This is a genomic window from Mycoplasmopsis ciconiae, assembly GCF_036350065.1.
Classification (GTDB): Bacteria; Bacillota_I; Bacilli_A; order Mycoplasmatales; family Metamycoplasmataceae; genus Mycoplasmopsis; species Mycoplasmopsis ciconiae.
On sequence record NZ_JAZDWZ010000002.1, the window covers coordinates 89,224 to 103,082 of the forward strand.

Genomic DNA, 13,859 nt, shown 5'->3' on the forward strand with positions numbered 1-13,859 from the left:
TACTCCGTTTTTTATTTTTTTATTATTTAGCTTGTTTTTCTTTTTCTGCTTGTCTTAATGAATTTCAAACTTTTAATAACTCTTGAGCAACTTGTTCATTTGTTTGCCCCTCTGGTTTAAATCCTTTATTTGCTAAGTCAACAAGTGCTGGTGTATCGTTGTTAAATTGTGCAGGGAATGTAGACATAGCTCACACGTCTGAATTTAAATCTCCGTAGTTGTATGAAGAGTTAATTAATTGATCTTCACCTTGGAATGGTTTGTTAGGATCTGTGTAAGGGTTTGCTGAACCTAAATAGTTTTGTAAAATTTCAGTTCCAGCTTGTGTTTGATATAAGAATTGTAAGAATAGTTGTGCTAATTTTTTGTTAGCTTCGTCGTTAGTTAATGTTGTTGCACCTCATCTTTGTGTTGCACCCTTATAGATAGCCATTTTATTTGTTCTAGCATTTTCAACTGGTATTGGTAAAAATCCTAACTCTAAATTAATACCACTTTGTTTTGCAACTTGAAGAGCTTGACTAAATCCTCATGTTCCATTTTGGATCATTGCCACACCATTAGAACCGATTAATGTCATACCATCATTAACTGTATTTGTAGCCACACTATTTGCACCGTTTGTGTTGTAAATTTCTAAAGCTTTTTGTAATTTAGTTACTAAATCAGCTGTAAAAATGTTTTGTGGGCTTGACATTATATCTTCATTCATTTTTTCAAAAGCTGGAGTACCAGGTTTGTCGCTTCCTGCTGTACTTGCAACTACTACAGAGTTCATTAAGTGGTTTGTTATAGGTCAAACGTTTTGTTTATCTGTTTTAGAAACTGAATAAAAAGGCTTAATATTTGCAGCTCTTAATTTATCTAGCACTTTGTTATAAGCTGAAAAAGTCATATCACCTGAAAAAACATATAAAGTTCCGTCTTTTTCAATGCTTCCATCATAGTTTTCTGGTTTTTGAAGACCTTGTTTTAATTCAGCGGCTGCTGTATCAAAACTTTTACCTTCGTACACGGTGATTTTTGCATTTTTAAATAGTGTTTTATTGTAAATAACACCGTATGTTTCAAAAGCTTGTGGCATAAAGTGTTTTTCACCAACAATAATATCGTCTGTGCTTTTGTCAAAGTTATTTAAGAATTTTTTAGCAGATGTATCTACAACAATATTATTAATTTGTTCAAAAGCAGACTTAGATTCAGCTCCTACAAGTAATACACCATTAACACCGTTGCTAAATTTTCCTGATAAAGCTGTTTGGTAATTGTTGGATCCACCAATTTGTGTTCATTTTAAATTTGTTCCGAAGAATTTGTTAAATTCTTGAATTAAGGCATTAGATTGATCAGCTATTTCAGCTTTATTTGTAAATATTTCAAAACTTCCTTTTGAATATCCGTTTAATCTAGTTTTTAACTCTTCTAATTGTGCTTTATTTTGATCAAAAATTTTTGAAAATGGTTTATTATAAGCAGATTGTGTTCCTCCATTAGATGGGTCGTTAGCTTCACTATTTGAAGAACATGATAATGCTAAGAATCCTGCAGATAATACAGAAACCCCACTTAAAGCAAGGGCACTTGCTTTTTTCATTTTAAACTTCATATGTTTCTCCTGTGTAAAATTTGTTTTTATTTTGTAAAAATGTTAAAAATTTTTGTTTGTTATTGGTTTATAGCGGAATAATTCCACATATTAATTTTATCTTTTTTAATGTGTTCTTTTGTAAATGTTTGCAAAAATATGTTGAACCTCTTGACCGTTCAAGTAATAAAAAAATATATCTGTTATATGATATTATGTTTAAGAACATTAACTAATAAATGCGGATGTGTTAGTTAATATCGAAACATAGACCATACAAAGATACATAAGCGCGCATAATTCACCAAAAGTAGATTCATCATTTATTTCATAAGAAACCTCAAAAATGGGGTTTTTCATTTTTGATCCTAGAATATACTCAACAAAAACATCTATAGAATTGTTGTTTATGTCATTTATTTGAGTAACATCATAGTCACTCAAAGAATCTTTTGTTTTAACATCACTAGTTAAAACATAATCAAAATGTTCTTTTTTTGCCTTAAAAATAATATTCTGTATTTTTTGGTTTCCAAAATATATCATTTGCGCATTTTTGAATATATCTTCGGGTGTGATTGTAGTAAAGGCACTAAAACCAGGGATAATTAAATTCAAATTAAAACAAAAAAGCTCTAAAAACATTTTCATATATTTTCTGTTTGAAACAAAAGTGAAAACATTATTTTTACCTTTGTACATTAAAAAATATAGATAAAAAACAAATACCAAAGCATTATTTTCTTCGAAATTATTTTTATTAATTGAGTTGATAAAGTTTTTAAAACTTTTGATTATTTTTTTAATATCTATACCAAAATAAAGCATTAATATTAAATTTAATTCGCTTAAGAGCTGTGTATTAAGTGCAATTTGTTGTTTTATCTCAACAAAACAAGTTTCATCAACAATATTTTTAATTTGCTCATATAAAAAACTTTTATTTTTGTTTGAAAAAATTAAGGTTTTTTGACTTAAAGCAAATTTACCAATTTCTAGGTTGTTTTTTGTTAGAAAATTAATTATTAATTTTTCAAAAGTCTTATTTTTTAAATATTGATCATTGATGATAACAAAAAAATTTTTTTGCAATACGTATTTTTTAATAAAGTTAACCTTATTTTTTAAATTTGCAAGCGAATCATTATCGTTTAAATAAATAATTTTAGCTTCATAATTAAGTATTTTGGAGTTGTAATTAAAAAAGTTATAAAACACATCTGTTTGTTTATTAATAAGCCCATTACCAAAAATAATAATGTAATCTAAATTATTTTGGTGCATTTTTTCAGCTGTTTTCAAGTATAATTCGTAATTTTTAGTGTTAGTGTTGTTGATAGAATCAACAAAATTAAAAAAACTAAAATCAGCAAAATTTTTAGCTTTAAACTCTTTAATTATTTGTTTAATTATTTCTTCGTTTGTTTTGTTGTCTTTAAAGGGGTTGGTAAAATTTAATTTATTTATTTTTAAGTTCATGTAAATGCTCTTGTTCTTGTAATGCGTGTTTTAGTAAATTTTTAAAACCACTTTGAGTTTCTTTTAGTTCATGATGAAAAGGACTTCTTTTGAAGTTAAAATGGTTAGCCTTGAACACACCTAAGCCAGAAGTTTCATTTTTAATGCTTTTAACAACAAAATTAATGTTTTCGCCAACTTTAAAAACTTTATTTAAATCAAAGTTTTGTCAATCACTCACGTCACTTTTTCATATCCTAAAATTGATGTGATTATCTACAAGCGCATTAATGTACTCATCATCAATTTTTGTTATAACTCCGCTTACTGTATCTTGGTTTTTATATTTCATATAATTAATTTTAAAGCTTTATTTGTATATTGAAAATAAATAATCCTATTCACTTATAAATAAGCATTATTAATAAATTCGAATAAATAATTAGATTAAAAAAATGTCGTTAAACGACATTTTAAAATTAACCTATTGCAATATCACTAGAGATGTATTTATAATGATTTGAATAATTGTGTTTTTTAGATCAGACTAAAAGTGTTGAACTAATACCAAATTGACCAATAAACATTAAAATAGTTATAGCGATTTTACTTGCAACATTTAAATCTTTTGTTATTCCTGTACTTAAACCGGTTGTTCCAAAGGCACTTGATACTTCAAAAATTATATGTTCTATAGTATAAGGTTTTATAGCGACTATGTCTTTGGATGGATCGAATTTAAATTTATCTAAAGCATCTATATTATAGCCAGAACGAATTTCTCCTCTATATATATCGAAACTTGAAGTACAAATTAAAGTAATAATAAACAATAAAATTACCGAAATTATAAACACCTGTAAAGCAGCCACTTGCGTTTCATTTTTAATCTGTCTTCAAAAGACTCTGATATTAGGTTTTTTAATGATTTTAGCTCACACTGTTAAAATAACAATAGCAAATGTTGTTGTTCTAATTCCTCCACCTGTGGAAGCAGGAGCTGCACCAATAAACATTAATACAATAAAGACTAAAATACTTCCTGGCGCTAAATCACCCATATTTATAGTCGCAAAACCAGCACTTCTAGTTGAAAAGTTACTAAAAATTAATGCAAAAGTTTTACTAAAATTGTTCCCGTAGAAAAATTGACCTTCGTTATCTTTTAAATTTCAAAAAGCATATGGAGAATTGTTAGATAACTCAAAAATAAAAGTTAAAGCAATTCCACCTAAAAGCACTATAAAATAAGTCGCAAGAGAAACTTTAGTAAATAAACTAAATTGATATCTACCTTCTTTTTTTGCAATCTTGTGAACTAAGAATTTATGAATGTCGTAAATTGTTGGATAACCTATACCACCTATAAAAAGCAAAATTATAAAACATATTTGTAGACAATAATCTAAATAATAAGGCATTAAACTATTACCGCTAATGATATCAAAACCAGCGTTATTGATCGCGCTAATGGTATGAAAAAAACCAAATCTAAAGGCCATACTTCAATCACCTTTAGGATTAACATACTCATTATTTAAAAACTTTTGCATCCCAGCAGTCATGCTAGGTCCGTTAAAGTAAAAATAAATTGATAAAAACGTACCAAAACTTAAAATTATTATTAATAGAAATTTAACACTTGTTATAACTAGTTTTCCAGTTGCTGAAACATCAGCACTTCCTCTTTCGCTGTTAATTAGATTAATTTGACTTAAATTAACGTTTTTAACTCTAAAAATTCAATTAATAACAAACAATTTTAAAGCAAAAACTCCAATACCACCTAATAAAATCAAAATCGCCAAAAGCGCCTGTCCAAAAATGTTTCAGTGTTTATATGAATCAACAACAACTAATCCCGTATCACTAAAGGCACTAGAAGCTTGAAATAGAGCATCAATATAAGATATAGGTTCAATGCTTTGGCCACGAAATTCTTTGTTTTGTGTTCATGGACTAAAAAGTAATAAACTTGAAATAATAATTAAAAGCGCATAAACAACAAATATTAATTTGTAGCGGCTAGAATTGTTTTTGAAATCATTAAAATACGAAAAGACTTTGTAAATTTTTGATCTTTTAAAAACCCATAAAAAATTCTTAAATTTCATAATTATAATTATAAACAATTTATAATCATAATTATATTTACTATTTTATAATTATATAAATTATAAATTAAGGAGAATCATATGAATATTAAACATCGTGGCGATATTTGTGTTATAGGTGCTGGTAGATTTGGGCAAGCTGTTATAAGTCAACTTTTAAAAATGAAAAAAAACGTTTTTATCATCGATAAAGAAGAGGAAAACGTTAGAGTGTATGACAATATCGTTCAAAGAGTTGCCATATGTGATGCGGCAGATATGAAAGCCTTAAAAGACTTAAAAATAGCACAAATGGAAACTGTTGTTGTTGGAGTAGCTGATAATATTGAAATAGTTGCAGCGCTTTTAGAGTTAAAAATTAAGAATATAATCGCTAGAGCAACCAGCAGAAGACACGCGCGTGTTTTAAAGCAAATTGGTGTTAATGTTATTATTCGTCCTGAGTATGAAAGTGGAATTAGAACTGCTCTTATTGCTGCAAATGATAATTTCATCAAATATTCAGAAAACTTGCAGGAACTAACTGATGGTTTTGTTGTGGGAACAACCACAATGGTTAATAATCAACTAAATGAGAAAATGATTAAAGATTTAGAATTAAATTCTAAAGGGATTACAATCATTTTGATTAAAAGAAATGCTCAAATTTTAAGAGCCACAGGAGACACACTTTTACTAAAAAACGATGTTATTAGTGTCGTTGGTCAGGTTGGTGATGTAACTGAAGCTTTAGGTTGATTTAACGAAAATAGCGACAATAAAGTAATTGAACACGAAGATAACGATGATTCTTTTATTAATGATTAAAACTTAAAAAGGATACAAAATGAAATACTTAAATTTAGACATTACAAATGCTTTAAGTAATCCAAATGAAATCGATTCACTTAAAGAAAGAATTGAAAAAATTCATCATTTAGTTAAAAATAAAGAAGTCGAAGAAAAAGATTGATTAGGTTGATATGACTTACCAAACACTTACGATAAAGAAGAAATGGCAAGAATGAAGTCTATTTCTCAAAGATGAGCAGATGAAAATGTTGAAGTGGTAGTCGTAGTTGGAATTGGTGGATCATATTTAGGGGCAAAAACAGGTTATGAGTTTATTTATGGACAATACCCAATTAACAAACCTAAAATGGAATTAGTTTTTGCTGGTAATGATATTAGTGCTGAAGCTATGGTTGCAAAATTAAAATATGTTGAAAACAAAAAATTCGCAATCAATGTAATCAGTAAATCAGGTACTACATTAGAACCAAGTATTGCTTTTAGAGAATTTAGAACATTATTAGAAAACAAAATCGGTAAAGCAAATGCAAGCAAATACATCGTAGCAACAACAGATGCTAAAAAAGGTGTTTTATTTGAATTAGCAACTAAAAATGGATACGAAAAATTTATCGTTCCTGATGATATTGGTGGTCGTTTTAGTGTTATGAGTGCAGTTGGGCTTTTCCCATTTTTATGTGCTGGTATTGATGCTGAAAGAGTTTTAAATGGAGCTAGAGAAACTAATGAAGAATTATCTAGCGAAAAAGTCTCACAAAACGATGCATATAAATATGCGGCTGTTAGATATTTACTTCACACAAAATATAATTTTTTAGTTGAAATGTTAGTAGCATATGAACCTAAATTACAATATTTTGCAGAGTGATGAAAGCAACTTTTTGCTGAGAGTGAAGGTAAAAATGGTAAAGGTATTTGACCAACAAGTGGTATCTTTTCAACTGATTTACACTCAATAGGACAAATGGTTCAAGAAGGAAATAAAATTCTTTTTGAAACTGTTTTAACTGTCAAAAACCCAGCTTACAATATAACTTTTAAAGCTGATGAAGAAGATTTAGATAAATTAAACTATTTAGACGAAAACAACTTGCACCAAGTTAATAACGTCGCTTTTAAAGCTACTCAAAAAGCACATACTGAAGTAGGTAAAGTTCCTAATTTACACCTTGAAATTTTAGATTTTAAAGAAGAAACTTTAGGTGCTTTATTTATCTTCTTCGAAAGAGCTTTAACTATGTCAGCATACCTTTTAGGGGTGAATCCATTTGATCAGCCAGGTGTGGAAGTTTACAAGAAAAATATGTTTAAAATGCTTGGTAAAAAATAATTTTATAAGAGTATCATTTAAATATGAATAATCACGATAAACTAAAATCAAAATTTTACAAACTAAAATTCGCTACTCACATTTCTTTAGCAATATCTTTAGTTAATTTAGTTGCAGAAATATTATTAATTTGTGTTTTTGTTATTTTTAACAAACAAAACCTCAAAGCCGAAGATTTACATCCTTTAAGTATAAAGGGAGCAATAACAACTTTTTCATATATTTTGTTTTATAGCTTTTTCTTCTTTGGTTTCTTTGCTTTAGTTGCTGTTTTTATCTATAAATCAGCATTTTGAGATGTTGTAAACACTAACGATTTACAACAAAAATTCACTCATTTTAAAAAGATGAACACAATAATTAATGTATTCTTATTTTTAGGTATTTTTAATGTTATTTTCTTTTTAGTTGCTTTAATTATTTTGAAAGTTCAACAAAAACAATTGCAAAAAAACATTAATTTATCTCAATTTTAATTTTGATTATTAAAAGCAGCTCAAGGCTGCTTTTAATAATTCACTTTTTCTACTCAACAATATCTTTAGTCTCGTTTAAATGTTGCTTAATCACCTTTTTTAGTTTAATAATTCAGTGATTTAAGCCACCCTTAGTTATAAATATATTGTGCTCGCTTTGTAAAATTGCTTTAATTTCGTTTAAAGTAAGTTCGGGAAATTCACTTTTGAGTCTAAAAAAAACTAATTGTTCTTGATTAAAATATTTTTCTAGATTATTTTCAAACATATAATTTATCAATTTTATATGGTTTATACTACTTTGAGCTACCCTAGTTAAATTACTAAAATCTATATTATTAACTCTGTTAATTGAGTTTTCAATATCGCGTTTTATTTTTATATCCTGTAATTCAAAATAAGCATTTTTAGCTTCGATAGCAGCTAAAAAATCTACTAATAATTCAGTTTTTTTGATGTAGGCAATATATCTTTGTCTTCTTTTTATGATTGAAAAATTAAAGTTATACTGATTTAATTTTTCAATCATAAACTGTAAATTAACAATATAGTAACTAGAAATTTCTAAATGATAACTGGTTGAATTTTTAGTGCTTAAATTACCGCCTCCACAAAAAACACCAGCAAAAAAGTTAGAAGGATGATCAATTTGTTCTTTAATTTTAAAGTTATCCATATTTATTTTTATTATTGTGTTTTTGTGTTCAAAACTAATTCTTAATTTTTGCAAAAAACTAATAATATAATCCCTAATAGGTTGATATTTTATATTAATAATATAAGTTTGATTTTCAACTTTGGCATTACTCAAAATAAAACCATTTAAAAATGATTTTATGTATTTAGGTAATTTTTGATTTTCTAAAACCTCAAGTTTTATTTGCTTAGAAAAACTTATATTTTCGTTAGTTTTGTCCATGGTTAATTAATTATATTTTAAAATTACTAATTTTATTAAATCTTTAAATTCTGACGTTATTTTTAGTGATTGAAAAATGAAAAAAATAAGGAACAAAAATTAAATTTGGAATAATTTTCCAGATTTGTAAATATCAAACAAATAAATTAATTTAAATATGTGAATTTTATGAAAAAGTTAAAAATTATTTTTTATTTTTTTCTTTGTCAAATTTTAAGCTAAAAAGATGTGTATTAAAATAAATTAGTACGCTTTTATAGCTTGTTATTTTAATATTTTATTTTTTAAATTTAAAGGAGTGAAAATGAAAAAAATAAAAATGTTATTGACATTTTCGATGGCTTCAGCAGCAACAATTCCCTTTGTTTTTGTTGCTTGCTCTAATAATTCAACAAAAGAACAAACGCCACAAATATCACTTGAAAGAGAAATTACTTTTAATAGTTCCAAAAATATTAACAGCGGAAATTATTTTATGGACTCAAGTACTGTTTTAGAAACTAACATCCGCGAAAATGACCCTCTATCAACAATCTCAGCAGCACAATTATTCAGAATTCAAACATTAAAAGAACCTCAATATAATTTAACACCAGCCAATGAAGAAAATAGATATTCACTTTTAAAACCTGGATTAGCTAGATACAAAATGGAGCACGCTTTTAAGGTTTATGTAGTTATTTTAAAAGACAATAAAGAAGAAATTATAACATTTGATAACGATAATGTAGATTTAAGTATTGAAGTTCCTAATTACTCGCTAGATCAATATGTTTTTGCCACAACCAATGATAAAAAATCTATTAATTCACCTTACTTTAAGGAGGTTATGTCAAAGGCTTTAAGATTTGAAATCGAAGTTAAAAAAGGTAATTATTGAGTTGATTCAACAGGACAAAAGACAGATTATGAAATTAATGCGCTAGATTTTTGATACGGATTTTTAAGAAGTTATTACACAGGCTTTTTCCAAAGAAGATTCAGAGGTCACAATGGTAATATTGCAGATTCGGCTAATTCCGATGCTTATAATTTAGAAAAAGTAAAAGATAATTCAAAATGAGCCGGAACACTATTTACTAATACTCAACAATTTAGAATTAATGGTTTAGATAGTACAAAATTTATTGATTTTGAAAAATTAAACGATTCTAATTTTTTAGCACCAAAAAACGCAGTTAAAGATAATAAATTAGTTTTTGAAACTTTAGATGTTAATGATGCAGCAAATACTCAATTTGAGTTTTTTGATTTATTGCTTGCTAAATCTTTAATTTTTAATGCTGCTCCTAGCGCTTACATTAATCAACTAAAACAACAATATCCTCTAGAAGATACATTTGAAAAAAATACAAATGACAATAAACAAAAAGTTTATAAAAATGGGCAAGGGATAGTTTATCAAGTTGGTACATATTACTATGGAACAAGCGGATTCGCAAATAACTTATATGCAGGAGCTTATTACCCAGATAAAAATTTAAGCCAAGATAATTCCAAAGTAGTTTTTGTAAAAAACAAAAATTATGTTGACAAAGAATTTGTAAATTCCGAATCTAACCTAGAAAAAATTAATTTTGTTACAAAACAAAACTTAAACCAAGAGCAAGAATTTAACAACTTCATAAATGGTGATAATACGATTTTAAATTATGACCAACTTAATACTCAGCAAAAAAATTTAATTCAAAAAGATATAAAAGAAAACAAATTTAACAGTCTTTATTTTAAAGAACTCAAAAAAAATAAAAGTATAGGTCTTACATATTTTAATGTCACCCCAGCTCCAGGAATTTTATCAACGCAAGAAGCAAAAGATAATTTTACAAAAATAGCATTTAACGAAAACTTCGCTAAATTAGTTTATTCAGCAAATTTTGACGAAATTAATAAAGGTTTTAAAGGTGCAGAATTTGACCAAAACAGAAAATCAATCGGTAGCGGATTTTTTGAGAATATGTCTGTAAGTTTTAGAAACTTGCTTAATTTAGCACTAAATTATGATTTTATAAATAATGATTTATATCAAAACAAAAACTTATGATTAACTAACGCAGCCCCTGATGCTAAATTCGGAGGTTCAAATCAATCCGAATCTAAAATTAAAACACCTAGAGATGCAGCTAAGTTAATTAACGAATTAATTTTATTTGATTATAATGGCGATATTTTAATGTTGCAAGAAAACGAAATAGACCAAGCTAATCCATATAAATCAAAATACTTTAATCAAGCAAAAGAACAAATCAAAAAACTATTAGATAAATTCTATAGCGATAATAATTTAGATGCAAATCAAAAAATTTCTTGAGTTGTATACAACTCAAAATTACTTAACACTAAAGAAGAAGAAACATTTAAAAAAGCTATAAATGTCTGAAAAGAGTTAGATAATAGACTTGATCCTCAATTTATCTTGTTAAGCGATCCACAAAAAATCAACAGTACTTTTGGTATAAGCGGAAATGGTAATAATTCATTCGCCCAATATACAGAATATCAATATGAATACGATTCTTTAAGTCCTTATTTAGATAAAATAACACACAATATTGGTATGAGTCCATTTGCTTTATGATATAAATTTTCAGTTTTAGATCCAAATGATAAACTTGCACAAAACTTCCCTCAATTAACAAGATTTGCCAAAGAAATGAAATCTCAATTTGAAAAAGGTAATTTAAAATACAACGAATTTAATGTTGATGGAAGTGTGCAAAATAGAAGAATGATTGAGTGGGATGATTTAAATAAATTAGACTCTTATGAAGAGAGAAATTTATATTTAGCGGCTGAATATAATAAAGATAAACAAACATATGAAAATAAAGGATTTGGTGGATTTGGTTATAAATGAGACAACCAATTAGCTGATTTTGTGATTGATAATATTACAGAGCAGTCAAAATTCGCAAAACATTTTATTAAAATTTCTACAAATGAACAACTAGCTCAATTATTAAAAGAATTGAACTTATGAAGAGGTTTCTATATAGATTTAGACAAAAGTATTCCATCAATTAACCGTGCTCAAATTTTAATAAGCCAAAAATACATCAAACCTGTAATTGCGTATAATAATGTTATGTATGTTCGAGATTGAAAAGTTCAAAAAGATAAAAAATAATCACTATATCAACAAAAAAATATGATCAATAATAAAAAGAATCGTGATTTCATTAATTACACTTTTTATTATTGTTTTTTTGTTATCTTTATTTATTATTTGGCTAAACCCACTTCCTCAGAGCGCTTTAGATGCATTAAATAACGACAAATTATCAAATGAGCTACTATATTCAAGATACACTGAAGAATATCATTTAAATAAACCTATTTTCATTAGAGTTTTAATTTTGTTTTCCGGCTATTTTAAAGGTGATTTTGGAAATTTAAGTTCGTTAAATAATTTGATTAACGTGACTAAAAACGAACACTTAAGTAACTGAGATTACTTTTTTGTCCAAAATAAAGTTAGCTATTTGATTGCTTTTATAAGCGTAGTTATTTCATTATTATTAGGATATTTATTGGGTTTTTATGCAGCAGTAACTAAATACGCTATTTTTGATTATTTAATCAACACTTTTATTATTGTTTTTATTAGTATTTCGCCAATTTTATTTATTCCGGTTCTTAATTTAATAAGAAACTCATATGGAGAAATTATTAAATATGATCCCAAAAACATCAAGATGTTTATTTTTGCTGTTTTTGCTTTAGTGTTAATAACATTGGTGAGCATAACTCAAATTATAAGAAACCAAATAAAACAAATTTTAAAAACAAATTATTATAAATTAGCTTTAATCATTGCTAAAAACAAGTGAATTATTTTTTGAAAATACATTTTCAAAAATTCTTTATATACACTTTTAGATATGCTTCCTTTTTTAGTGGTTGGTCTTTTTAGTATGAGTATTTTCTTAGAAATTTATTTTGATTTTCCCGGAAATTGAAGCAAACTTTACACACTTATATTACTTAAAGAATCTTCAACAATAATTTTTATTTTCTTCTCTTTAGCGTTTGTCTATACATTAGTTTATATCTTTAAGGAATTAATAAAAGAAATATTTTATAAACCTTTAAGCGAGGCTAAAGTTTATGAGTAAAAATTTATACCAACCAAAGCGAAATTACGGCGATAATAATTTTGTAACTAATCTTTCAAAAAACACTTTTTTAAAGAGATTTTTTGCTAAAAAAACATCTTATTTTTTTCTTGGTATTTTTTTGGTTTGTTTGTTAACTTTTATAATTAGTTTATTTTTAAATTCTCAACCATTTAAAAATTTAGCTTACTTAAGGTTAAATATTAATGTTTTACCGATTTTTGAAAACAACATTAAAGAGGTAAAAATTGACCAATACAACTTAAACACAACTCAAAAAGAATTAATTAATATTTTGCAAAAAAATAATGTAAGTTATCAAATTCTTAATTCGCAATTAGGAGTAGATGAAGATTTAGTTTTTAATTTAAGTGATTTATTTGAAAAATTAAAAATTGATAATTACGCAATTTTTGGAACTGATAATTTCGGTAATGATGTTTTTATATACACTAACCAACTAATGCTAAAATCTTTTTTAGTTGCTTTTGTTTTATTTATTTGTGAATTTATTTTAGGATTATTTTTAGGTCTTTTATTAATTCAAGTAAATGAAAAAATATCAATAGTATTTATTAAAATAATTCACTTTTTCAACAGTTTTCCAGATATATTGGTAATTTTAGTATTTTTTGTTTTAACTTCAAATTACTTAGTTGTTTATCTGTTAATTTTTATTCTCGGTTGATTTAGAGTAGTTTATTGAGCTTATGAGTACGGTTTAAAAGAGTATAACAAGCAATATGTAGATTCTTTGCTAGCAAGCAACATTCCTTTTTATAGCATTTTATATAAACACATTTTGCCGAATATTTTTGCGCAAATTCTAATCCTTTTTGCTAGAAGAGTTAGCTATATTATCTTTTTTATAGCAACATTAAATTTATTAGGTTATGATAACACCAATAATGTGGCCACAATATTTCAAAAAAATTGAGCATACAAATTTTTAAATAAATGGCAAATTATTTATCCTGCGTTGATTTTGACAATATTTTTAATTAATTGACAACTTTTAATGTTAAATATAGCTGATTCTTCAAAAGTTAAATAAAAAATAGTATCTATAA

11 protein-coding genes are annotated in these 13,859 nt (G+C 26.2%); 6 read left to right on the forward strand and 5 right to left on the reverse strand.

The features are described from left to right. Nucleotides 1-22: 22 nt before the first annotated feature. From V2E24_RS00960 to V2E24_RS00975, 4 genes are all read right to left on the reverse strand, one after another. Entirely contained in the window at nucleotides 23-1,606 is a 1,584-nt protein-coding gene (locus V2E24_RS00960) for an extracellular solute-binding protein (RefSeq protein ID WP_330500558.1), read from the reverse strand. Between the two features lie 207 nt (nucleotides 1,607-1,813). Next, nucleotides 1,814-3,064: a hypothetical protein gene (locus V2E24_RS00965; protein ID WP_330500559.1), complete on the reverse strand. Its 1,251-nt coding sequence runs from the start codon at nucleotides 3,062-3,064 to the stop codon at nucleotides 1,814-1,816. Then, a complete protein-coding gene (locus V2E24_RS00970) occupies nucleotides 3,045-3,395 on the reverse strand; it encodes a S1 domain-containing protein (protein WP_330500560.1) in 351 nt (116 codons plus the stop codon). Before V2E24_RS00970 ends, V2E24_RS00965 begins: the two co-directional genes overlap by 20 nt. 127 nt (nucleotides 3,396-3,522) lie before the next feature. Further along, nucleotides 3,523-5,157 (reverse strand): potassium transporter TrkG, encoded by a 1,635-nt coding sequence (locus V2E24_RS00975; protein ID WP_330500561.1) that lies wholly within the window; start codon nucleotides 5,155-5,157, stop codon nucleotides 3,523-3,525. Nucleotides 5,158-5,238: 81 nt separating this feature from the next. Between V2E24_RS00975 and V2E24_RS00980 the strand changes: the two genes are divergently transcribed. The 3 genes from V2E24_RS00980 to V2E24_RS00990 are packed head-to-tail and all read left to right on the forward strand — an operon-like array spanning nucleotide 5,239 to nucleotide 7,755. After that, nucleotides 5,239-5,964, forward strand: a complete 726-nt coding sequence (locus V2E24_RS00980; protein ID WP_330500562.1) for a potassium channel family protein — start codon at nucleotides 5,239-5,241, stop codon at nucleotides 5,962-5,964. Nucleotides 5,965-5,983: 19 nt separating this feature from the next. Beyond that, nucleotides 5,984-7,279, forward strand: a complete 1,296-nt coding sequence (locus V2E24_RS00985; RefSeq protein WP_330500563.1) for a glucose-6-phosphate isomerase — start codon at nucleotides 5,984-5,986, stop codon at nucleotides 7,277-7,279. Nucleotides 7,280-7,302: 23 nt separating this feature from the next. Next, on the forward strand, nucleotides 7,303-7,755 hold the full coding sequence (locus V2E24_RS00990) for a hypothetical protein (RefSeq protein WP_330500564.1): 453 nt from the start codon (nucleotides 7,303-7,305) through the stop codon (nucleotides 7,753-7,755). A gap of 49 nt (nucleotides 7,756-7,804) precedes the next feature. Here the strand turns inward: V2E24_RS00990 and whiA are convergent, their stop codons facing one another. Beyond that, nucleotides 7,805-8,674: a DNA-binding protein WhiA gene (gene whiA / locus V2E24_RS00995; protein ID WP_330500565.1), complete on the reverse strand. Its 870-nt coding sequence runs from the start codon at nucleotides 8,672-8,674 to the stop codon at nucleotides 7,805-7,807. 304 nt (nucleotides 8,675-8,978) lie between these two features. Between whiA and V2E24_RS01000 the strand changes: the two genes are divergently transcribed. From V2E24_RS01000 to V2E24_RS01010, 3 genes are all read left to right on the forward strand, one after another. Then, nucleotides 8,979-11,801, forward strand: coding sequence for an OppA family ABC transporter substrate-binding lipoprotein (locus tag V2E24_RS01000; protein ID WP_330500566.1), 2,823 nt, complete (start codon nucleotides 8,979-8,981; stop codon nucleotides 11,799-11,801). Nucleotides 11,802-11,880: 79 nt separating this feature from the next. Next, nucleotides 11,881-12,789 carry an ABC transporter permease subunit gene (locus V2E24_RS01005; RefSeq protein WP_330500567.1) on the forward strand — a complete coding sequence of 303 codons (909 nt, stop codon included), beginning with the start codon at nucleotides 11,881-11,883 and terminating at the stop codon, nucleotides 12,787-12,789. Next, nucleotides 12,782-13,843, forward strand: coding sequence for an ABC transporter permease subunit (locus tag V2E24_RS01010; protein WP_330500568.1), 1,062 nt, complete (start codon nucleotides 12,782-12,784; stop codon nucleotides 13,841-13,843). The genes V2E24_RS01005 and V2E24_RS01010 overlap by 8 nt, the downstream gene beginning before the upstream one ends. The last annotated feature ends 16 nt before the right edge of the window (nucleotides 13,844-13,859 follow it).